Raw genomic sequence first — 21,554 nt, 5'->3', positions numbered from 1 at the left:
ATAGATTAGGCCAATGACGGACGAAGCGGCCACCGTGGCGCACATCGACCTCGCCCTGGTCGACGAGTGCCTCGAGCGGTTCTTCGCCGTGTCCTCGGCCCGGGCGCAGGCGTTCGGACGCCCCTCGGAAGAACTCTGGCGTGTGCTCCGCAAGGCGAGCATGGGCGGCAAGCGGTTCCGTCCGCGCATGGTCATCACGGCGTACGCCGGGCTCGGCGGCACCGACGTCCACGCCGCCGCCAACGTCGCGGCCGCGTACGAACTGCTGCACACCGCACTCGTCGTGCACGACGACGTCATCGACCGCGACTGGTCGCGCCGCGGGATGCCGAACGTGGCCGGGTCGTTCCGCGACACCGGCACGACCGGTGGGCTGCCGCTGCCGACCGCCGAGCACCGGGGGATGAGCGCCGCGGTGATCGCGGGGGACCTCGCGCTGTCCGGGGCACCGCGGTTCATCGAGTCGAGCGGGGTCGACGGCGACCGCCGCACCCGCTTGCTGGACCTGTTCGACGACGCGGTGTTCGCCAGCGCCGCCGGTGAGATGGCGGACGTCGACCTGACCCACGGCGTGATGCCGACCGTGGACGAAGTGCTCGCGATGGAGCGTGCGAAGACCAGCGTCTACTCGTTCGAAGCACCGCTGCAGTCCGGTGCCGTGCTCGCGGGGGCGCCCGAAACCGTGGTCGCGGCACTCGGCGCCTTCGGCCGCGAGATCGGGATCGCCTACCAGGTGGTGGACGACCTGCTCGGGGTGTTCGGGGACGAAGCCGCGACGGGCAAGACCGCGATCGGCGACCTGCGCGAGGGCAAGCGCACCATGCTCATCGCCTACGCGGCGACCACGGCGTGCTGGCCCGAGCTGGCGCCGTACCTCGGCGACCCGCACCTGACCGAGGAGCGCGCCGCGGAGATGCGTCGCCTGCTCGTCGAGTGCGGCGCCCACGATGCGGCACTCGCCCGTGTCCGGGAACACACCGCTCTCGCCCGCGCCGAACTCGCCGCGCTGCCGTACGAACTCGCGGACCGGCTGGAGACGCTCGTGTCCGAGCTGGTGGAGCGCGTCCGGTGAGCTCCAGCAACTCGGGGAGCACGCACACCGCGCGGCTCCCGCTCTACGACGCCACCGCGGAAGCCGCGTCCTCGGTCGTCATCGACCGGTACTCGACGTCGTTCGGGATGGCGAGCCGCCTGCTCACCAAGGACACCCGAGAGCACATCCGGAACGTCTACGCCCTGGTGCGCGTCGCCGACGAGGTCGTGGACGGCCCGGCGACCGAAGCCGGCCTCGACCCCGCGCTCGCACGCACGGTGCTCGACGAGCTCGAGCAGGACACCGAGCGGGCGATGGCGCACGGCTTCTCGGTGAACCCGGTCGTGCACGCCTTCGCCCGGACCGCGCGGACGACGGGCTTCGGGGCCGAACTGACGCGGCCGTTCTTCGCGTCGATGCGGATGGACCTCGAGCAGACCGAGCACGACGACGCCTCGTTCGACACGTACGTCTACGGCTCCGCGGAGGTCGTCGGTCTGATGTGCCTCCGCGCGTTCGTGTACCGCGCGGGCCGCCCGACCTTCGACGACTCCGTGCTGGTCGACGGTGCCCGGGCGCTCGGTGCCGCGTTCCAGAAGGTGAACTTCCTCCGCGACCTGCACGCGGACTTCGAGGTCCTCGGTCGCTCGTACTTCCCGGGCGTCGACGTCCGGAGCTTCGACGAGGCGACGAAGGACCGCCTGGTCGCCGACGTCCAGGCGGACCTCGACACCGCAGCCCGGACGGTCCCGCTGCTGCCGAAGGACGCCCGCCACGCGGTCGGCCTCGCGCACGCGCTCTTCCAGGAACTCAACGACCGCATCGCGGCCACCCCCGCCAGCCGGCTCATCACCACGCGCGTCCGCGTGCCGAACCCGGTGAAGGCGAAGCTGGCCGCACAGGTGCTCGCCGGCCGCGCGCCGCTGCGATCCCGCACCGTCCCCACCAGACAGACAGGAGGCCCGTCATGAGCCCGACCCGTGCCTCCGGTCCGACGACCCAGCCGTCCACTGCCCGCAAGGTGCCCGTCCGTCGCGCCGTCGTGATCGGCGGTGGCATCAGCGGGCTCGCGTCCGCCGCGCTCCTCGCACGGGACGGCTTCGCCGTCACGGTGCTCGAGCAGCGGAACCAGCTCGGCGGCCGCGCCGGTTCGTGGGAGCGGGACGGCTTCCGGTTCGACACCGGCCCGTCGTGGTACCTGATGCCCGAGGTGTTCGACCACTTCTTCCGGCTGCTCGGCACCAGCGCCGACGAGCAGCTCGACCTCGTCAAGCTCGACCCCGGGTACCGCGTCTACAGCGAGGGCTACGACGAGCCGATCGACCTCCGGGCATCGCGGGAGGACAACCTCGCCCTGTTCGAGTCGATCGAGCCGGGCGCCGGCAAGCGGATGGCGAAGTACCTGGACTCCGCGGCGGAGACCTACGACATGGCCGTCCGCCGGTTCCTGTACGGCACGTTCCAGGACTTCCGGAAGCTCGCCGCACCGGACGTGCTGCTCCGGATGGGCAAGCTCGCACGGCTCCTGATCGAGCCGCTGTCGACCTTCGCGGAGAGTGCCGTGCGGGACCGCCGGCTCTGGCAGGTCCTCGGCTACCCCGCCGTCTTCCTCGGCACGAGCCCGTATGCCGCTCCGAGCATGTACCACCTGATGAGCCACCTCGACCTCGCCGACGGCGTGCTCTACCCGAAGGGCGGCATCACCGAGGTGATCAACGCCGTCGAGCGGGTCGCCCGGGCCGAGGGGGCCCAGATCATCGCCGGAGCGAAGGTCGAGCGGATCGTCGTCGAGGGCGACCACGTCACGGGCGTCGTGCACCGGGACCGCCGGGGCGTCCAGCACGTCGCGCCGGCCGACGTCGTCGTCAGCGCGGCCGACCTCCGGCACACCGAGATGCAGCTCCTCGACCGGGAGCACCGGACGCACGGTGAGTCGCACTGGAAGAAGCGCGACCCGGGCCCCTCCGCCGTGCTCGTCTACCTCGGGATCGACGGCCCGGTGCCCGGGCTCCTCCACCACACCCTCGTCTTCACCGCGGACTGGAAGGCGAACTTCGGCGCGGTCTTCGGCGACGACCGGCACGTGCCCGACCCGGCGTCGATCTACGTCTGCGCCCCTTCCGAGACGGACCCGACGGTCGCCCCGCCCGGCTCGAGCAACGTGTTCATCCTCGTGCCGTTGCCCGCCGACGTCGGCATCGGCAAGGGCGGCGTCGACGGCGCCGGTGACTGGGAGGTCGAGCGCATCGCCGACCGGGCGATCGACGTCGTGGCCGAGCGTGCCGGCGTCCCCGACCTCCGCGACCGCATCCGGGTCCGGCGCACGGTCGGTCCCCGGGACTTCGCGGACGACTTCAACGCCTGGAGCGGGTCCATGCTCGGGCCGGCGCACACGCTGAAGCAGAGCGCCTTCTTCCGTGAGGGCAACGCATCCGAGAAGGTCGACGGGCTCTACTACGCCGGGTCCTCGACGATCCCGGGCATCGGTCTGCCGATGTGCCTGATCTCCGCGGAGGTGCTGCTGAAGCGCATCCACGGCGACACGTCGACCGAGCCGCTCCCGACGCCGCTCGAACGCGCCGCGGACGCACCGCCGCGGCCGACGAAGCGTGCGCCACGGCGGATGACCGCGGCCGCAGGCTGATGCCGGGGCTGTACCTGCTCGGGCTGCTCGTCGCCCTGACCGGCATGGTGGTCCTGGACCGCCGGTTCACGCTGTTCTTCTGGCGAGCACCGTGGCGGGCGTGCGCCGTGACGGTGATCGGCGTCGCGTTCTTCCTCGTCTGGGACGCCGTCGGCGTGGGGCTCGGCATCTTCTTCATCGGCGAGACGCACCTGCTCACGGGGGTGCTGCTCGCGCCGGACGTCCCGCTCGAGGAGCTCTTCTTCCTGCTGCTGCTCTGCTACACGACGATGAACCTGTTCGGGTTCGTCCGTCCTCGGGTCGCCCGGTCGGCCGACGCCGCCGCGGAACGAGCCGACCGGTGACGGGCTCAGGCGCGTACGCGCTCCTCGCCCTGCCGTTCTTCGCGATCGTGGCCGTCGTCGGTGTCGTCGCCGCGGTGGTCGGCGCGCGCCGGGCCCGGCGCACCGGCCGCTCGGTGCACCGCACCCGCCGGATCGGGCTCGTCACGGGCCTCGTCACCGGGATCGCGCTCCTGGCGATGACGATCGTGTTCGACAACGTGATCGTCTCGCTGCGGATCGTGGCCTACGACCCGTCGTTGATCAGCGGCGCGAAGATCGGCGCGATCCCGGTCGAGGACCTCGCGTACTCGATCGCCGCGGTCGTCCTGCTCCCCGCGCTCTGGGTCCTGCTCAGCCGCGACCACGCGCGGTCGGGACCCGACCGCGCGACCAGCCCCGTGCCCGAGAACCGGCCACGACCCCGACCGGAGGATCCGCGATGACGGCGACCCCTGCCTCCCGGCAGTCGACACTGGGCGCGCTCTTCGTGTCGTCCCGACCCATCAGCTGGGTGAACACCGCCTACCCGTTCGGCGCCGCGTACCTGCTCGGCAGCGGCGTCGGCGTCGACGGCGGTGGCGGGTTCTCGATCGCCGCGTTCCTCATCGGCGTCGTGTACTTCCTGGTGCCCTACAACCTGGCGATGTACGGCATCAACGACGTCTTCGACTACGAGTCGGACCTGGTGAACCCGCGGAAGGGCGGGGTAGAGGGCGCGCTGCTCGACAAGAGCGTGCACCGCACGACGCTCTGGGCGGTCGTCGTCACGAACGTGCCCTTCCTGATCGCGCTGGTGCTCCTCGGCGGACCGTGGTCGTGGCTCGTCCTCGCGATCAGCGTGTTCGCGGTCATCGCGTACTCGGCACCCGGGCTCCGCTTCAAGGAGAAGCCCTTCCTCGACTCGCTCACCTCGAGCACCCACTTCGTGTCGCCCGCGGTCTACGGCCTCGCGCTCTCCGGGCCGCACTGGACGGGCCAGCTCGTCGCGGTGTGCATCGCGTTCTTCCTCTGGGGCGTCGCATCGCACGCGTTCGGCGCCGTGCAGGACGTCCTCGCCGACCGGGCCGGCGGCATCGGCTCCGTCGCCACCGTCATCGGCGCACGTGCCACGGTCCGGCTGGCCTTCGTCGCGTACGTCGTCGCCGGCGTCGCGCTGCTGTTCTCCGCGTTCCCCGGGCCGATCGCCGCCGTCGTGGTGATCCCGTACGCGCTCAACGTGCTGCCGTGGTGGAACGTGACCGACGCAGGCGCGGAGTCGGCGAACGCCGGGTGGAAGCGCTTCCTCTGGATCAACTACCTGGCGGGCTTCATCGTCACGATGGCGCTGATCGCGTACGCCTTCACACACTGACCCCGCACGTGCCCACGGCGTCACCGGTCCCTGACAGGATGGACGGGACGTCGTCGTCGGCGTCGCTCGAACACGAAGGAGTGCACGCATGACGGTCCGCATCATCCACGTCGGTCTCGGAGGGTGGGGCGGCAGCTGGGCACGCGTCGCGCTCCCCGCGGTGTCGGAGGTCGAGGTGGTCGGCATCGCCGACCCGAGTGCCACGACGCTCGAGGCCGTCCGGACGGACCTCGGGCTCCCCACCAGCGCTGCGTTCCCCTCGCTGACCGATGCGCTCGCCGGCGTCGAGGCCGATGCCGTCGTCATCACCGCACCCGCGGTCACCCACGTGCCACTCGCGCTCGAGGCGCTGGACGCCGGCAAGCACGTCCTCGTCGAGAAGCCGTTCGCGAACTCCGCGGTCGAAGCCGCTGAGGCCGTGCACCGTGCCGAGGAACTCGGTCTCGTGCTGCAGGTCAGCCAGAACTACCGCTTCTACCCGGCGCCCCGGGTGGTGCAGGACCTCCTCGCCGCGGACGCCGTGGGGGAGCTCTCGGCGATCAACATCGACTTCCGCCAGTGGGACAACGACCGTGCGTTCGAGGACCACCCGCACTACCGGTTCCCGCACGCGATGATCAACGACATGGCGATCCACCACTTCGACCTGCTCCGGATGGTCACCGGCAAGGAAGCCGTCCGGGTCTTCGCGAAGGCCACCTACCCGTCCTTCAGCAAGTACCAGGACGAGGCGGTCGCGTCGATGCTGATCGAGATGGAGGACGGCCTGGTCGTCAGCTACCGCGGCAGCTGGCTGAGCCGTGGGGAGCACACGCCGTGGGCCGGGGAGTGGAGCATCCAGGGGGAGGACGGTGAGCTCCAGTTCACCAGCCGCGGCGGCGAGCCCGGGGACGTCAGCTGGGACCTCGTCACGGTCCGCCGTCCGGGCGACACGAGTGCGGCGCCCGTCGAGCTGCCGACCGCGGAGCACCACGACCGGCAGGGCGGGCTGCAGGCCTTCGCCCGGGCGGTGGCGGGCGGTCCGGCACCGGAGACGAGCGGGCGCGACAACCTGCGGAGCCTCGCCCTGATGGAGGCGGCGACCCGCTCCGCGGCGTCCGGCTTCCCCGAGGACGTCGTCGTGCCGTCCTGACGGTCGGCGCGCGGCTGTCGCGTGCCGAGTGGTCACCAACGGTCGCCTCGCGCGCGAGCAGGCGTCCGTTCGTGCGCGCTCGGCGCCCGGGAGGCCCGTGGCGGACCGGCACCGTGCCTCCCGTCCGGCCGTGGTCGCGACCAGGGCCCGGGCCGGACCCGCAGGAGCGCGTCAGGCCGCGCCGGCCGTCCGCCGCGCCTGCGCGACCGCGGCCCGCACGCCCGTGGACCACTGCGGGCCGTGCCCCGGCAGGACGTGGCGCGCCTCGGTGTCCTCCAGCCGGGACAGCGACGCGACCGCGGTGTCCATGTCGGCCGTCGCCGCCGGAGCCACCACCCGCGGCCCGATCCCGCCGGTGTACGGGTCGAAGGTGACCAGCGCGTCCCCGACGATCACCGCGTCCCGGTCCGCGAAGTGCAGCGCGACGTGCCCGTCGGTGTGCCCCGGGGTCTCGATGATCCACGGCGAGCCCGGGACGTCGGCGCGGGACTCGAGCGGCTCGGTGTCCTCGATCCCGTCGACGTTCGCCGCCCCGGCGAGGAGCATCTGCCCGAGCGGCAGCAACCCTCCGGGGTGGCCGAGCACGAACCCGAGCCGGTTCGTCTGCGGCCGGTACGAGTACGGGTGTGCGGCCAGCGCCGTGTCCCCGGGGTGCACGAACACCGGCGTGCCCCACTCCCGGTGTGCCCGCGCCGCGGTGCCGACGTGGTCGAAGTGCCCGTGCGTGAGCAGGATCCCCTCGACCCGGGACGGCGTGTACCCGAGGTCGTGCACGGCCAGCAGCAGGTGCGGCCACGCGGCGGGGAGCCCTGCGTCGACGACGAGCAACCGGTCCCCGGTCTCGACGAGGTACTGGTTCGTGTGTGCGATCTCGAGGCGGTGGATCCCCTCGGCGACGTCTCGGTACAGCATGCGCGGGACGCTAGCCGTCCGTCTCTGGGCGTCCTTCCGGGTGTGTGTCGGGCCGCGAGCGTGTACGAACGATGTATGGCGAACGACAGTCTCCCCGAGCTCGAGCTCGCGAACGTCCGCACCCGCGAGCGCATCACCGACACCGTCGAGCGGATCCGGCAGAAGGTCGACGTGCCCGCGCGCACCCGTCTCGCCGTCGCGAAGACGAAGCAGCGCTGGCACCGCGACCCGACCCCGCTCGTCGCGCTGGCGGCCACCGCTGCCGCCGGCATCGCGGCGATCGTCGTGGGCGTCCGCATCCGGCACTCGCCGGGGGCGCGTCTGGACGCGCTCCGCACCCCGGCACCGGTCCCCGTGTTCAAGCCGGTGAAGGTGGGCAAGGACGGCAAGTCGAAGGGCGTCCCGGCGTTCTCGCGCAAGGACGACAAGCACAACCCCGTGCTGCAGGACCAGCAGGCCGCTGCGAAGCGCCGCAAGAAGGTCCAGAAGCAGGCGAAGAAGGCCGGCAAGCAGGCCGCCAAGCGCGCGAGGAGGATCTGAGCATGGCACGCGACCAGCAGAAGCCCGCGCCGGACGACCCCAGGAAGCCGGACAGCCCGACGGACCTCACGAAGCCGTCGCTGATGTACACGCTCAAGAAGACCCTCCGCGAGTTCTCGAGCGACCAGTGCACCGACCTCGCCGCCAGCCTGACCTACTACTCGGTCCTGGCACTGTTCCCCGGGCTGCTGGCCGTGGTGTCGATCCTCGGCCTCGTCGGCCAGGCGGACACGACGATCAAGACGCTCCTCGACATCGTCGGGAACATCGGCTCGCCGCAGGTCGTCGAGCTGATCCGCGGCCCGATCGAGAACCTCGTCCGGTCGCCTGCCGCCCCGGTCACGTTCATCGTCGGTATCGTCGGCGCGATCTGGTCCGCCTCCGGGTACGTCGGGGCGTTCGGTCGGGCGATGAACCGCGTCTACAACGTGCGTGAGGGCCGTCCGATCTGGAAGCTCCGTCCGACCATGCTCGGCGTCACGCTCTTCACCGTGATCCTGCTGGTGCTCGGTCTCCTGGTCCTCGTGAGCGGCCCGCTGGCCCGCAGCTTCGGCGACGTCATCGGCCTCGGTGACGTCGCGGTGACCGTGCTGTCGATCGTCCAGTGGCCGATCCTGCTGGTCATCGCGATCGTCGTCGTCGCGGTGCTCTACTACTGGTCGCCGAACATCAAGCAGCCGAAGTTCACCTGGGTGAGCGGTGGCTCGATCCTCGCGCTCCTCATCTGGATCATCGCGAGCGTCGGCTTCGGGTTCTACGTCGGGAACTTCTCGAACTACAACGCGACGTACGGGTCCCTCGGTGGTGTGATCGTCTTCCTGCTGTGGATCTGGATCACGAACAACGCGCTGCTGTTCGGTGCGGAGTTCGACGCCGAGCTCGAGCGGAGCCGGCAGCTGCAGGCGGGCATCCGCGCTGAAGAGGACATCCAGCTGCCCGAACGCGACACCCGGCAGATCGCGAAGCAGGACGAGAAGCACGCGCAGGACGTCCTCGAGGGCATCAAGATCCGCGACAGCGCCGGCCGCGAGTAGCCGCCGACGGCTCCCGGGCACGTCCGCTACGGTTCGGACGTGCCCGACTTCCTCGAGGGGCTCCCGTTCTGGTGGCTCGTCCTCGCGCTCTTCGTGATCGTGTTCTGCCGTGCGCAGGCCACGTACTGGATCGCGCGCGGTGCCGTCGCCGGAGCATCGCGTTCGCGGTGGGGGCGCTGGCTCGACTCGGCTGCGGTCCGTCGGGGTTCGGCTCTGCTCGACCGGTTCGGCCTGCCGGTGCTCACGGTGAGCTTCGTGACGGTGGGGCTGCAGACGGTGATGAACGCCGCCGCCGGCCTCGCCCGGGTGCCGTGGTGGCGGTACCTCGTCGCGATGGTCCCGGGCTGCGTCGCGTGGGCGTTCCTCTACGCCACCGTCGGCCTCGCCGTGTTCTGGGCCGTCGTCGCCGCACTCGCCGGCTCGCCGTGGGGGATGGCCGCGGTCGTGGCCCTGGTGGTCCTGCTGGTGGGGACGGTGGCAGTTGTCCACAACCGCCGCAACCGGCCTGGAGGCTCGGCTCGGCTTCCGTAGGCTGGCTCGCGTGACGACTTCCCTCCCTGCAGATCGTCCGGTCGCCCTGGTGACCGGAGCCACCCGCGGCATCGGCCGCGCGATCGCGGCCGACCTCGGCTGCACCCACCACGTGCTCGTCGGCGGCCGCTCGGCCGACGCGGTCGCGGTCGTCGTGGCCGACCTGCCGAGTGCCGGACCCTTCGTGGGCGACCTCGGCGCGGGGGACGTCCCCGACATGCCGGATCGCCTCGACGTGCTCGTGCACTCCGCGGGCGTGGAGCAGGGCAACCGGATCGCGGACACCCCGCGTGCCACGTGGGAAGCCGTGTTCGCGACGAACGTGTTCGCGGTCGCCGAGCTCACCCGCCTGGCGCTGCCGGCGCTCCGGGCGTCGCACGGTCTGGTCGTGACGATCAACTCCGGCTCGGGCTTCCTCTCCGGCCCCGGCGGCGGCGTGTACGGCGCGTCCAAGTTCGCGCTCCGTGCGTTCACCGATGCCCTGCGGGAAGAAGAACGGGGCAACGGCGTCCGGGTGTCGAGCGTGCACCCGGGCCGCACGGACTCCGACATGCAGCGGGCCCTGACCGAGAAGCTCGGGGAGTCCTACGACACGGCGTACTTCCTCGCCCCGCAGGACGTCGCCGACGCCGTCCGCACCGTCGTCGACCTGCCGGAGCGCGGAACGATCGAGACGCTCTCGATCCGTCCCACCCGGAAGCGCTAACCCGCGGTCAGGTCCAAGCGCACGTCCAGCCCCAGACGATCCAGGAACGTCTCGTCGTGACTGACCACGACGACCGCGCCGCGGTAGGCCTGCAGGGCATCGACGAGCTGGTCGACGCTCGTGATGTCGAGGTCGTTCGTCGGCTCGTCCAGCACCAGGAGCTGCGGCGCCGGATCCGCCAGCACCAAGCTCGCGAGCGCGACCCGGAACCGCTCCCCGCCGGAGAGCGATCCCGCGGGCCGGTCCACCGTGCTCCCGCGGACCAGGAACCGGGCGAGCCGGTTGCGGAGTTCCGCCTCCGGCACGTGTGGTGCCCCGCGGCGGACGTTCTCGAGCACCGTGGCGTCGTCGTCGAGTCCGTCCTTCCGCTGCGGCAGGTACGCGATGTGCTCCACGTGCGGGACGGCACCCGTGTCCGGCAGGGGGTGCTCGCGCGCGCCGGGGACCCGGACCAGGTGCTCGAGCAGGGTCGTCTTGCCGACGCCGTTGTCCCCGCCGACGGCGACGCGCTCCGGCCCCTGCACTACCGTCTCGCGCCCCCTGACGGTGATCGTGGCGATGCGCCGGGATGCGGGCACGCGCGGGTCAGGGAGCTCGACGTGGATGGACTCGTCGTCCCGGAGTCGCAACTCGGCCTCGCGCGCGGTCGCGAGCGCGGCCTCCTCCGCGGACCCGTGCGCGACGCGGAGCCGCCCGGCGGTCTCCTGCGCCTTCTTGCGCTGCTCGTTCGCCAGGATCTTCGGTATCGACCGGCCGGCCTTCTCGCCCGCCTTCGCCCGCCGCGCGATCTTCGTCTCCGCCTCGATGCGCTGCCGCTTCTCGGTGCGGTGCCGTTGTTCCGCGACGCGGACCTCACGCTCCACCGCGGCCTGCTGCACGCCGAGGTACTCCTCGTACGCCGAGAACGTGCCACCGAAGACGGTCATCGCACCGGCACGGAGTTCGGCCACCTCGTCCACGTGTTCGAGGAGTTCCCGGTCGTGGCTGACGACCACCAGGGTCCCGCGCCAGGTGTCCACCATGTCGAGGAGCATCGCGCGGGCACGGCGGTCCAGGTTGTTCGTCGGCTCGTCCAGGAACGCGATCGGCAGTCCGCGCAAGCGGATCCCGGCGACCGCGGCGAGGACGGCCTGACCACCCGACAGCGTGCCGACGGGACGGTCGAGCTCGAGTCCGAGGGGGTCGACGGCAGCGGTGGCGCGCTCCTCGACGTCCCAGTCGTCTCCGAGGACGTCGAAGTGCGCCGGGGACGGGTCACCACCAAGGATCGCGCGCAGGGCCGTCAGCGCGTCGCCGACACCGAGCAGGTCGGCGACCGTGTCGTCGGCCCCGGTCTGCAGCCGTTGCGGCAGGTGGTCGACGGGCCCCGACGTCGTGATCGTGCCCGACGTGGGGGAGAGCCGGCCGGTGACCAGCCGGACCAGCGTGGACTTGCCGGCCCCGTTCCTCCCGACCAGGCCGGTCCGGCCGGACCCGAAGGCGGCGGTCAGGTGGTCGAGCGCGACGGTGCCGTCGGGCCAGGTGAAGGTGAGGTCGTGCAGGACGACCGAGGGGTTCGCGGGCATGGTGGTGCCTTCCGGTGTGATCGTGCGGGCGCACGACACCGGACCGCCGCGGGAGCGGCAGGTGCCCACTCGACGGCGGGCGTGATCACGGTGTCAGCGCAGGGGCAGCTGCTGCGAGGACGCAGTACCGGTGATCACGCGCAAGGCGGCTTCTTCCGTCGGTTCACCCCCGTGTCCGTGACCCGAGCCGGCGGTCGGTCTCCCGCCCCGCTGCTCCGCGGTCACGACGGAGTGGGACCACGGTATGCCCGTCGCCACGACGCCGCAAGGGATGACAGGGTGGGGGCATGCCCGAGAACCTGCTGCCGACCCCGTCCGCGAACCCCGAGACCCTGCTCCCCGCCGACCCGGAGGTGGACGCGGCGCTCGCCGCTGACGCTCCCGTCGCGAGTGTCGTCGTCGCCCATCCGGCCTCGAGCCTGGCGTGGGCTCTCCTCGCCGACGAAGCCTGGGACCGCGGCGCGACGCTGGAGTCCTACGCGTACGCCCGTGTCGGGTACCACCGCGGGCTCGACTCGCTCCGGAAGGCCGGCTGGCGGGGTGCTGGGCCGGTGCCGTGGTCGCACGAGCCGAACCGCGGGGTGCTGCGGTCCCTGTTCGCGCTCCGTCGCGCTGCCCAGGCGATCGACGAGCCGGGCGAGCCCGAGCGCCTCACCGAGTTCCTGAACGGCGCGGACCCCGCCGCGATCCCCGCGCTCGAGGCGTAGGGCGGCGCGCGCCGACGCGGCGCCCGCCGACGCGGGCCCCGGCACCGCACAACCGAAACCGGCTCGCACCACGGATTTCCGTGGTGCGAGCCGGTTTCCGTTGTGCGACGCCGATCGGCACCGCCGCCCGGCGACGCCGTCCGGCGCCCGCAACCCGCTACGAGAGCAGCACCGACCACGCGGTCGTCGCCGGCCACAGCTGGTGCTCCGGCAGCACGTCGAGCCCGCAGGCGCGCGAACCGAGGCCGTGCTGCGCCGCGTCGAGGTACAGGTACGTCGCCTCCGGCGTCGGGAGCTCGTACGGGTGCCCGGCACGCCCGACCTGCTGCGCGGTCCACGGCGTCAGGGTGAACCCGGTCCGCCTGGCACCGACGGACGACACCGTGAACGGCCCCACCGTCAGCGTCCGGAGCTCGGGACGGTGCCCGGTCTCCTGTGGCCGCGAGTAGTTCACGTTCAGCAGGGACACCGGGGAGCCGAAGCGTCCGACGTGCGCCGCGTGCGACGAGTCCGCGTAGGACTCCAGCGGCCCGGTCCCGAACCACTCCACGGACTCGGACAGGAGCGAGGCGGGCAGGTCGATCCGCACCCCGATCCGCGGCCAGGTCACGTCCCAGGCGCCGAAGGGGATCGCCGTGGTGTCGAGCTGCAGCCCGGCCTCGGTCAGTGTCCAGCGGTGCGTGACCTCCACGCCGGCGCCGCTGTTGGCCGCCGCGACCCGGACCCGCTGCACGAGTCCGTGCGACGTCCGCTCGAGGTCGATCAGCCGGTGCGTCAGCCGGTCGAGGCCCGCTCGCTCCCACTTCGATGCCGACGCCGGGGCGTCCGGCTCACCGACACCGTGGGTGAGCACCGGGTCGGCCGTCTCGTAGCCGCCCTGCGATGCGAGCCGGTCGTTGTCGGTCGGTGCGCGCCACAGCTCCAGCCGCGGCCCGGCGACGGGCAGTCCCTTCCAGCTGGACAGGTCTCCGCGCTCGGTGAAGGTCGCCTCCCCGAGCCGGTCGCCTTCCCACCCCTGACGGGAGGCTCGGATCGCCTCCGCCGGTCGCGCCGCGACGAGCGTCTGGGTGCGTCCGACGACGTGGCCGGTGTCCGCCCACGCGGTCGGCCCGGCGAGTTCCGCCACGATGTCGAGCCAGAGTTCCTCGCCGGGGGCGATCGGACCGGCCGCGGCTTCGAGGACCTCCTTCGGCACCGGCACGGTCGCGGACTCCCGCGCGGCGATGACCCCGGGGGCGAGTCGCCCGGTGGCCGCGGGGACGCCGTTCCGCGTCAGGGTCCAGGTGAACCGGAGCCCCGCGGTCGAGGCCGAGTGGAACCGGTTCTCGACGAGCACGGTGCCGCCGCCGGAGCCGACGGACGCGGACAGGCGGACCGGCGCGACCACGGCCGCGAACTCCGCGAGCCCGGGGGTGGGGATGTCGTCGGGCAGCACCAGGCCGTCCATCACGAAGTTGCCGTCGTGCACGACCTCGTGGAAGTCCCCGCCGTAGGCGTAGTACGGGGTGCCGTCGGGGGTGTGCGCGAGCAACCCGTGGTCGCGCCACTCCCACACGAACCCACCGTGCAGGCGTGGGAAGCGGTCGACGAGCGCCTCGTACTCGGCGATCTGGCCGGGGCCGTTGCCCATCGCGTGCACGTACTCGCAGTGGATGAACGGCTTCGAACGCTGCCGGGCCGCCTCGGCGGGGCCGCAGCCGAGCAGGGGCGTGGGGGTGCCGCCGCCGATCGACTCGGTCTCCTGCAGGGTCGGGTACATCCGCGAGTACACGTCGGTGTACTCGCCCGTGTAGTCGCCCTCGTAGTGCACCGGGCGCTCCGGGTCGCGAGCGTGGACCCAGGTGGACATCGCGGCGAGGTTCCGACCGGTGCCCGACTCGTTGCCGAGCGACCACATCACGATCGACGGGTGGTTCTTGTCGCGCTCGACGGTCCGCGCGATGCGGTCGAGGTACGCGTCCTCCCACGCCGGGTCGTCGGACGGGTTGCCCTGCCAGTCGAGGAAGAAGAACCCGTGCGTCTCGAGGTCGCACTCCAGGATCACCCAGAAGCCGAGCTCGTCGGCCAGGTCCAGCACGCGGGGGTGCGGCGGGTAGTGCGAGGTCCTGATGGCGTTGACGTTGTGGCGCTTCATGAGCGCCATGTCCGCGCGGGCATGGGCTTCGTCGAAGACCCGTCCCCGGGTGGGGTGCGTCTCGTGCCGGTTCACCCCGTGGAACACGACGCGCTCGCCGTTGACGAGGAACCGGTCACCGTCGATCGCGACCGTTCGGAACCCGATCCGCAGCGACACCGTCTCGCCGCCGGTCGTGCCGCCGGCGTCGGTCCCGGTGGACACCGTCGCGTCGTACAGGCGGGGGAGTTCGGCGCTCCACGGTTCGACGCCCTCGACGTCGATCGGCACGACGTCGGCCGCCGAGGCCCACACCACGTCGACGCCCAGGTCCGGCACGGCGAACCGCACCGGGAACGCCGCCTCGAGCGTGGGGAACGAGATCGTCCCCGTGCCGGTCGACGGACGGCCGGACGCCGCCGTCCCGGCGGTCGCCGCGCTCCCGAGCGAGGGCGCCCACGAGGCGCGGACGAACACGTCGTCGACCGGTGCCGTGGGCCGTGCGAGCAGCGTCACGTCGCGGAAGATGCCGGGCAGCCACCACTGGTCCTGGTCCTCCAGGTACGAGGCGGCGGACCACTGGTGCACCCGCACCCGGATCTCGTTCGGTCCCGGACGGAGCACGCTCGTGACGTCGAACTCCGTCGCGAGCCGGGACCCGGTCGACCACCCGATGAGCGAGTCGTTCACCCACACCCGGAAGTGCGACTCGACGCCGTCGAAGCGCAGCAGCACCCGGGCCGCAGCGTCGAACGAGGACGGCACCGAGAAGCTGCGCCGGTAGTCGCCCGTCGGGTTCTCCTCCGGCGGGTGCGGCGGGTCGATCGGGAACGGGTACTGCAGGTTCGTGTAGCTCGGTGCGCCGTGGCCGTGCAGGACCCAGTGCGCCGGGACGGGCAGCGTGCCCCACCCGTCCTGGTCCTCGAAGGACGCAGCCGCCGCCACCGGCGACCAGCGGAAGTCCCACTCCCCGTTGAGCGACAGCGCGGGTGCATCGGTGTGCAGCCACGCGCGGGGCGCCAGGCGGGACGCCGAACCCGGCGTTTCGGAGTGCAGGTCGTCGATGGCGGTGGTGGTCAACCCTTGACCGATCCTTCCGTGAGGCCCCCGCGCCAGAAGCGCTGCAGGACGATGATGGCGATGACGAGCGGGATGACCGAGACGAGCACCCCGCCGGTGGTGAGCTGGTAGAACTCCGGCAGCCGGTCGACCTGCGCGCGCCAGTTGTTCAGCCCGAGCGTGATCGGGTAGAGCTTCTGGTCGGCCAGCATGATCAGCGGCAGGAAGAAGTTGTTCCAGATGCCGACGACCTGGAACAGGAACACCGTGACGAGCGCCGGCGTCATCTGCCGGAGCGCGATGGTGTGGAAGATCCGCAGTTCGCTGGCGCCGTCGAGTCGTGCGGACTCCATCAGCGCCGTGTCGATCGATGCCGCCGCGTAGACCCGGCAGAGGAACAGACCGAACGGGGAGACGAGGCTCGGGATGAGCACGCTCCAGTACGTGTCGGTCAGCCCGAGCGTCGAGAACAGCAGGAACAGCGGCAGGGCCGTCGCGGTGCCCGGCACCAGCACGCCGCCGAGGATCGTCCCGAACACCAGCTGGCGTCCGCGGAACTCGTACTTCGCGAGCGCGTACCCGCCGGCCGCGGCGAAGTACGTCGCGAGCACCGCGCCGACACCGGAGTACAGCACGCTGTTCGCGATCCAGCGGACGAAGATCCCGCCGTCGTAGGTGAAGACGTCCCCGATGTTGGAGAACAGCGAGAAGTCCCCGCCGAACCAGAACCCGTTCGTGGAGAACAGCGCACCGGTGGTCTTCGTCGCGGCGATCACGACCCAGTACAGCGGGACGAGGAAGTAGACCGCGACGATGACCAGGATCCCGGTCACCACGATCTGCGACTTCGGGGAGCGGTCGAGCTTGCGGCGCTGGTGCGCCGAGATCGACGTGGTGTCCACCGGGACGGCGGACTTCGCCGTGGTCGACGCTTCGATGGCTTCGCTGGTCATCGGTCGGTCCCTTCGGTGGTCGCGACGCGACCGGACGCCAGGCCCGGGTCGGCTTGGGTGGTGACCGCGCGGACGGCGGATGCGCGCGTCTGGAGCGTGCGTCGTGCCTCCAGGCCGTCCTTCTTGGCCCGCTTGCGCTGGTCGCGCTCGTTCTTCGGCGGCCGGTTCGTCAGCGCGAGGAACGCGAACGACAGGATGAACGCGGCCAACGCGATGATGACCGCCTGCGCACTCGCGACGCCGTACTCGTTGAACGCGAACGCGTTCGTGTAGGCGGCGTAGTTCGGCGTGTACTCGGTGTCGATGGCGGGGGCGACCGTCGACAGGATCTGCGGCTCCGCGAACAGCTGCAGTGTGCCGATGATCGAGAAGACCGTCGTGAGCACCAGGGCGGGCGCGATGAGCGGGATCTGGATCCGCCACGCCACCTGGAAGGGTCCGGCGCCGTCCATCTTCGCCGCCTCGTAGATCTCACCGGGGATCGACTTCAGCTGCGCCACGATGATGAGCATGTTGTAGCCCGTGTAGGTCCACGTGACGATGTTCGCGATCGACCAGAGCACGCTGTTCGCGCCGAGGAAGTCCGGCTGCAGCCCCATCGACTGCAGCAGCGACACGATCGGCGAGAGCCCCGGGACGTACAGGAACGACCAGAGGATCGTCGCGATGACGCCGGGGACGCCGTAGGGCATGAAGTAGATCGCCCGGAAGAAGCCCGGCCAGCGGGCGCTCGCCGACTCCAGCAGGAGCGCGAGGATCGTGCAGGCGATGATCATCACCGGCACCTGGACGATGCCGAAGAGCAGCATCCGGCCGATCGAGGCCACGAAGCCGTTGTCGCTCAGGGCCGTGACGTAGTTGTCGAAGCCGGCGAACCGGCCGGTGACGCCGTCCTCGCCGAAGAGCCCGGCACGGTCGACTGTGGTGAAGCTCTGGAACAGCGCGCTGATGATCGGGATGATGAACGTCAGCACGAAGAGCGCGAGGAACGGTGCGAGCAGGATCCACGGTGCGCGCTTCTGCGCCCGGGTGGCCTTCGTGCTCGTGCGGAAGGTCGGTGTCTGCTGGGTCATCGTGCCGTCCTGACGCTGAGGCCCTTGTCCTTGAAGGACTGGACGATCTCCCGCTGCGCGAGCTCGACGGCGTCGCTCAGCTTGAGGTTGCCGGTGATCTTGCGGCGGAACTGGTTCTGCAGCGACGTGAACGCCGACTGCGTGACGGGCGACCAGGACCAGTCGACGTTCTGCTCCTGCGACGCGGGGACGAAGACGTCCTCGTTGTAGTTCTGGCCGGAGAACCACTTCGACGGCTGCTGGCGCTGCTTGCCGATGTAGTCCTTCGCCGGTGACCAGCCGATGCCGCAGTACTTGATCATCGCGTCGATGCCCTCCTCGGAGGTGGTCATCCACGTGATGAAGTCGAGCGCCTCCTTCGGGTGCTTCGCGTTCGCGAGGACCGCGGCCGTCGAGCCGCCGATCGCGCTCGAACCGAAGCCGGTGTCGCCCCAGGTCTGCATCTGGGCGACCTTCCACTTGCCCTCGCCGCCCTGCACGGACTCGATGAGGGCGTCACCCCAGCTCGCACTCGTGACGGCGGCGATCTTGCCGCTCGCCGCCGACGCGTACCAGCCGGGCGTGTAGGCGCCGGCGCTGGTGTCGACGAGCTTGTCGTCGATGCAGCCGTCGAAGAAGTCGGCGACCATCATCGTCTTGTCGTCGGTCATGTCCACGACCCACTCGTCACCGTCGACCTTGAACCAGCGGGCGCCGGCCTGCTGCGCGTACGCGGCGAACGGGGAGGCATCGGCGACGGGGAACACCTCGAGGTAGTTCTGCTTGCCGGTCTTCCGGACCTTCTCGGCGAGCTCCTTCCACTCGTCCCAGGTCTTCGGCGGTTCGCCGCCCGCCTGCTCGAGGAGCGCGGTCTGGTAGTAGAAGCCCATCGGGCCGGTGTCCTGCGGGATCCCGTAGATGCCGTCGACGAACGACACCTGCGCCCACGCGGCCTCGTCGTACTTCGCCTCGAAGTCCTTCGCGCCGTACCGGGCGAGGTCGACCAGGCCGTTCGCGAGCATGAACTCGGGGATCTGCCGGAGCTCGACCTGCCCGATGTCCGGGCCGCCGCCGGCCGCGAGCGCGGAGTACATCTTCTGGTACCCGCCGCTGTTGCCGCCGGGGATCCAGTTCGCCTGCACCTGGACCTTCGGGTTCTTCGCGTTCCAGATGTCGCAGACCTTCTGGAGGTCCTTCAGCCAGGCCCAGTAGGTCAGCGTGATGGTCTCACCGCTCGCAGCGGCGGGGATGACGGCGGCGCGGTTCACGTTCGTGGAACCGGGGACCGCGCAGCCGGCGAGGAGGCCGGTGGCTGCCGCGCCGATCCCGAAGCCGAACAGCTGGCGTCGTGTGATGGGGCGTCGTGGTGATGGGGGCGTCATTGCCTGCACTCCGGTTCGTCGTTGGATCGGGGTTGCGGTTCAGCCAACCACAAAACCGAGCGTCGGTGCACTTTCGCGTTCTGGGCGTTCGCTCCGATCTGCGAACGCGATCCGCGGTGGCGGTGAATGGTGGGGACCACGTGAGAGCGCAGGGGCTCGACCGAGCTCCGGTGATTCGCCTTCCGAGAGGAGCTGCCATGACGTCGACCAACGTCACGAACGAACTGCACCGGGTACTGGGACAGCGGCTGGAAGGTGGTGGGACGTGGGCGTGGGCCTACGTCGACGCCTCCGCCAACGTCGAGGATCCGCGCCGCCAGGCCGCGCTGAAGCTCCGTGCCGTCGAGGAGGCGCTCCGCGCGCAGGGCTCTGATCTCGCCGCGGTCGACGTCATCGCCGGTGAGCTCGAGGACACCCCGGGGATCCCGGCCCCGGTGGCTCGGTACGTGCTCGTGCACGACGGCGAACTCGTGCTGAGCGAGGTGCTCCCCGGTCCGATGCACGCGGCGGAGTCGATCGGCGCCGGAGCCGTCCCCGACCTCGTGCCGCTCGTCGCCCACCGCCCGATCGACCTGCCGTTCCTGGTGGTCCAGATCGGGAAGGACGGCGGCGGGTACCGCGCCTACAAGCTCGGGCACCCCGGGAACTCCGACGACGAGCAACGCATCCAGGGGGAGACCTTCGACCAGCACAAGGTGAAGGGCGGCTTCGGCGACTGGAAGCAGCCCCGATGGCAGGGCCGCACCGAGGAGATCTGGCGGCAGAACACCGCCGAGGTGGCGACCGCGATCGACAAGGCGGTGGAACGGCTGAGCCCCGCGCTCATCGTGGTGTCCGGCGACCTGCAGGCACGTCCGATGCTCATCGAGCGGCTCTCGTCCGATGCGCGCCGTCTCGTCAGCGAGGTGCCGGGCGGCGGCTTCGACGAGACCGTCGTCGGCGACCACGTGCGCGTCGCACTGGCCCGGGTCATCGCCGGGCACCGACACGACCTCGAGGACTCGCTCCGCACCCACGTCGGGCGCGGCGACAACCAGGCGGTGACCGGGCTCGGCCCCGTCGTCGAGGCGCTGCAGCAGGCGCAGGGCTCGACGATCGCGCTCGATGCCGTCGCGATCGGTGACCGGACCCTGCTCGCGCTCGGCACGGCTCCGTGGGTGGCCACGGCACCCGAGCAGGCGGCCGGCGCGCCGGTGATCGGCCCTGTGCCGGCGGTGTGCGCGCTCGTGCGCGCCGCGGTGCTGACGGATGCGGAGCTCGTGCTCGTCAACGCTGCGTCGTTGCCCGGCGGTGCCGCGGCGGCGGCGCTCCTGCGCTGGCCCGTCGGCCCGACCGTCCCGGCCTGAGCCCGCGGGTACGCCCCGCCACGCTGCTCTCCTGCTGAGACGCCACCGAACTCGGTGGCGTCTCAGTCGGAAACGGGCGTTCTGCTCGCCAGGAGGCGCCGGGCGCGAGGGGGCATCTCGAACAGGAAGCGCGCCGGCGTGTGGCGGAACGACCAGAACACGGCAAGGCCGAGGAGGGAGGCGGTGGTCGTCAGCACGAGCACCGTGCAGGTGGGGTTTGCGCAGAGGAGCGGCAGCAAGCCCGCATCCGTGCTGATCGCGAGCAGCACGACGATGACTGGTGTGTGGGTGAGGTAGGGGACGACCGACCACTTCCCGAGCCAGGCGAGAGGAGCAGCCCATCGCGTCACTGCCCGAGCAGCGAGGACGGTCGCAGCGGTGCCGACGAACACCTGGACGACTCCGAGCGGCGACGCGACGCTCGGGTCCGCGGTCGCGTGCAGTTCACCGATCCCGAGCCACAGGAGGACGGCGATGATCACGACGACCGGTGACGCCAGCTGTACGCGAGCGATGATCCATGGTGCGAGGCGAGCTCCTGCCAGGGTGAAGAACGCGTACCCCGGGAGTCCTTGCAAGCCGGGCCCGAGAACGTGCCAAGTCGCCTCTCCGGTCATCTCACGACCCCAACCGATCACGGCGGCGGCAAGCACGAAGGTCGACGCGAGGACCGCGGCGGTGGGGAGCCGGCGTGTGGCCCATGCCAGCGTGAGGTGGATGGCGAGCGCCCACAGGTACCAGATCTCGCCGTTCGGCCGGACGACAGCGACGGCGACCCTGGCGAGTTCGCCGACGAGGTCGACGGCACCGTCGGTGGTCAGGCTGCCGAGGATCCGGTAACCGAGGACGACCGGTTGCCAGAGCAGGTAGAGCCAGAGCAACGGGAGCACCCGATCGGCAAGACGCCGTCGACCGGCCGCAGCGTCGAGCAAAGCCGGCCCGGAGACGATCCCGGAGACGAGGAAGAAGACCGGCAGGGAGACCACGAGGCGGTCGAGGACCCAGGTCGCCGGAGCCGATGCGGCCGGGCTCCACGAGACCGCGTGGATGAGCACGATGCCGATGATGGCGATGCCCTTGGCAGAGTCGAGCCATCCGATTCGTCGCATCCTACAAGAGTATGTGACATACGACATGTTTTAAGGATCCAATGCAGTCGTGCGAACGGTCC

20 protein-coding genes are annotated in these 21,554 nt (G+C 71.1%); 13 read left to right on the top strand and 7 right to left on the bottom strand.

Annotation, left to right across the window (positions count from 1 at the left end):
• Positions 1-13: 13 nt before the first annotated feature.
• The 7 genes from EDF27_RS00975 (at position 14) to EDF27_RS00945 (ending at position 6,483) form a co-directional block, all read left to right on the top strand.
• The gene (locus EDF27_RS00975; protein ID WP_123654607.1) at positions 14-1,072 is read left to right on the top strand and encodes a polyprenyl synthetase family protein; all 1,059 of its coding nucleotides are present in this window, start codon (positions 14-16) and stop codon (positions 1,070-1,072) included.
• Positions 1,069-2,004: a phytoene/squalene synthase family protein gene (locus tag EDF27_RS00970; protein ID WP_132046814.1), complete on the top strand. Its 936-nt coding sequence runs from the start codon at positions 1,069-1,071 to the stop codon at positions 2,002-2,004. The genes EDF27_RS00975 and EDF27_RS00970 overlap by 4 nt, the downstream gene beginning before the upstream one ends.
• Complete coding sequence (gene crtI / locus EDF27_RS00965; RefSeq protein ID WP_207909545.1) at positions 2,001-3,677, top strand: phytoene desaturase family protein; 1,677 nt, start codon at positions 2,001-2,003, stop codon at positions 3,675-3,677. The genes EDF27_RS00970 and crtI overlap by 4 nt, the downstream gene beginning before the upstream one ends.
• Positions 3,677-4,021 carry a lycopene cyclase domain-containing protein gene (locus EDF27_RS00960; protein WP_123701290.1) on the top strand — a complete coding sequence of 115 codons (345 nt, stop codon included), beginning with the start codon at positions 3,677-3,679 and terminating at the stop codon, positions 4,019-4,021. Before crtI ends, EDF27_RS00960 begins: the two co-directional genes overlap by 1 nt.
• The gene (locus EDF27_RS00955) at positions 4,018-4,443 is read left to right on the top strand and encodes a lycopene cyclase domain-containing protein (RefSeq protein ID WP_243698164.1); all 426 of its coding nucleotides are present in this window, start codon (positions 4,018-4,020) and stop codon (positions 4,441-4,443) included. The genes EDF27_RS00960 and EDF27_RS00955 overlap by 4 nt, the downstream gene beginning before the upstream one ends.
• On the top strand, positions 4,440-5,351 hold the full coding sequence (locus EDF27_RS00950) for a prenyltransferase (RefSeq protein WP_123654604.1): 912 nt from the start codon (positions 4,440-4,442) through the stop codon (positions 5,349-5,351). The genes EDF27_RS00955 and EDF27_RS00950 overlap by 4 nt, the downstream gene beginning before the upstream one ends.
• Before the next feature lie 88 nt (positions 5,352-5,439).
• Positions 5,440-6,483, top strand: a complete 1,044-nt coding sequence (locus tag EDF27_RS00945; RefSeq protein WP_123654603.1) for a Gfo/Idh/MocA family oxidoreductase — start codon at positions 5,440-5,442, stop codon at positions 6,481-6,483.
• A gap of 171 nt (positions 6,484-6,654) precedes the next feature.
• Here EDF27_RS00945 and EDF27_RS00940 read toward each other — a convergent pair whose 3' ends face one another.
• Positions 6,655-7,395, bottom strand: coding sequence for an MBL fold metallo-hydrolase (locus EDF27_RS00940; RefSeq protein WP_123654602.1), 741 nt, complete (start codon positions 7,393-7,395; stop codon positions 6,655-6,657).
• 75 nt (positions 7,396-7,470) lie between these two features.
• Here EDF27_RS00940 and EDF27_RS00935 point away from each other — a divergent pair, with 75 nt between their 5' ends.
• The 4 genes from EDF27_RS00935 to EDF27_RS00920 are packed head-to-tail and all read left to right on the top strand — an operon-like array spanning position 7,471 to position 10,206.
• Positions 7,471-7,935: a hypothetical protein gene (locus tag EDF27_RS00935; protein ID WP_123654601.1), complete on the top strand. Its 465-nt coding sequence runs from the start codon at positions 7,471-7,473 to the stop codon at positions 7,933-7,935.
• 2 nt (positions 7,936-7,937) lie between these two features.
• On the top strand, positions 7,938-8,969 hold the full coding sequence (locus tag EDF27_RS00930) for a YihY/virulence factor BrkB family protein (RefSeq protein WP_123654600.1): 1,032 nt from the start codon (positions 7,938-7,940) through the stop codon (positions 8,967-8,969).
• A gap of 39 nt (positions 8,970-9,008) precedes the next feature.
• Positions 9,009-9,500 (top strand): VTT domain-containing protein, encoded by a 492-nt coding sequence (locus EDF27_RS00925; protein WP_132046812.1) that lies wholly within the window; start codon positions 9,009-9,011, stop codon positions 9,498-9,500.
• Between the two features lie 10 nt (positions 9,501-9,510).
• A complete protein-coding gene (locus EDF27_RS00920) occupies positions 9,511-10,206 on the top strand; it encodes an SDR family oxidoreductase (RefSeq protein WP_207909544.1) in 696 nt (231 codons plus the stop codon).
• Here the strand turns inward: EDF27_RS00920 and EDF27_RS00915 are convergent.
• Entirely contained in the window at positions 10,203-11,771 is a 1,569-nt protein-coding gene (locus EDF27_RS00915) for an ABC-F family ATP-binding cassette domain-containing protein (RefSeq protein WP_132046810.1), read from the bottom strand. The genes EDF27_RS00920 and EDF27_RS00915 overlap by 4 nt on opposite strands.
• Positions 11,772-12,058: 287 nt before the next feature.
• On the opposite strand from EDF27_RS00915, the gene EDF27_RS00910 reads away from it, so the two are divergent.
• Positions 12,059-12,478, top strand: coding sequence for a DUF3151 domain-containing protein (locus EDF27_RS00910; RefSeq protein WP_123654593.1), 420 nt, complete (start codon positions 12,059-12,061; stop codon positions 12,476-12,478).
• A 157-nt stretch (positions 12,479-12,635) separates the two neighbouring features.
• Here the strand turns inward: EDF27_RS00910 and EDF27_RS00905 are convergent, their stop codons facing one another.
• From EDF27_RS00905 to EDF27_RS00890, 4 genes are read right to left on the bottom strand one after another with little or no spacing between them, the layout of a single operon-like run.
• Positions 12,636-15,671, bottom strand: a complete 3,036-nt coding sequence (locus EDF27_RS00905; RefSeq protein ID WP_243698163.1) for a glycoside hydrolase family 2 TIM barrel-domain containing protein — start codon at positions 15,669-15,671, stop codon at positions 12,636-12,638.
• Positions 15,668-16,603, bottom strand: coding sequence for a carbohydrate ABC transporter permease (locus EDF27_RS00900; protein WP_123654592.1), 936 nt, complete (start codon positions 16,601-16,603; stop codon positions 15,668-15,670). The genes EDF27_RS00905 and EDF27_RS00900 overlap by 4 nt, the downstream gene beginning before the upstream one ends.
• Positions 16,600-17,676, bottom strand: a complete 1,077-nt coding sequence (locus EDF27_RS00895; protein WP_123654591.1) for a sugar ABC transporter permease — start codon at positions 17,674-17,676, stop codon at positions 16,600-16,602. Before EDF27_RS00895 ends, EDF27_RS00900 begins: the two co-directional genes overlap by 4 nt.
• Positions 17,673-19,037: a sugar ABC transporter substrate-binding protein gene (locus EDF27_RS00890; protein WP_132046808.1), complete on the bottom strand. Its 1,365-nt coding sequence runs from the start codon at positions 19,035-19,037 to the stop codon at positions 17,673-17,675. The genes EDF27_RS00895 and EDF27_RS00890 overlap by 4 nt, the downstream gene beginning before the upstream one ends.
• Before the next feature lie 197 nt (positions 19,038-19,234).
• Between EDF27_RS00890 and EDF27_RS00885 the strand changes: the two genes are divergently transcribed.
• Complete coding sequence (locus tag EDF27_RS00885; RefSeq protein ID WP_132046806.1) at positions 19,235-20,383, top strand: Vms1/Ankzf1 family peptidyl-tRNA hydrolase; 1,149 nt, start codon at positions 19,235-19,237, stop codon at positions 20,381-20,383.
• Between the two features lie 62 nt (positions 20,384-20,445).
• Here EDF27_RS00885 and EDF27_RS00880 read toward each other — a convergent pair whose 3' ends face one another.
• On the bottom strand, positions 20,446-21,492 hold the full coding sequence (locus EDF27_RS00880; RefSeq protein ID WP_123654588.1) for an acyltransferase family protein: 1,047 nt from the start codon (positions 21,490-21,492) through the stop codon (positions 20,446-20,448).
• Positions 21,493-21,554 lie beyond the last annotated feature (62 nt).

The organism is Curtobacterium sp. PhB136 (assembly GCF_004346855.1).
GTDB lineage: Bacteria > Actinomycetota > Actinomycetes > Actinomycetales > Microbacteriaceae > Curtobacterium.
This window is presented reverse-complemented; position numbering and strand designations above follow the sequence as displayed.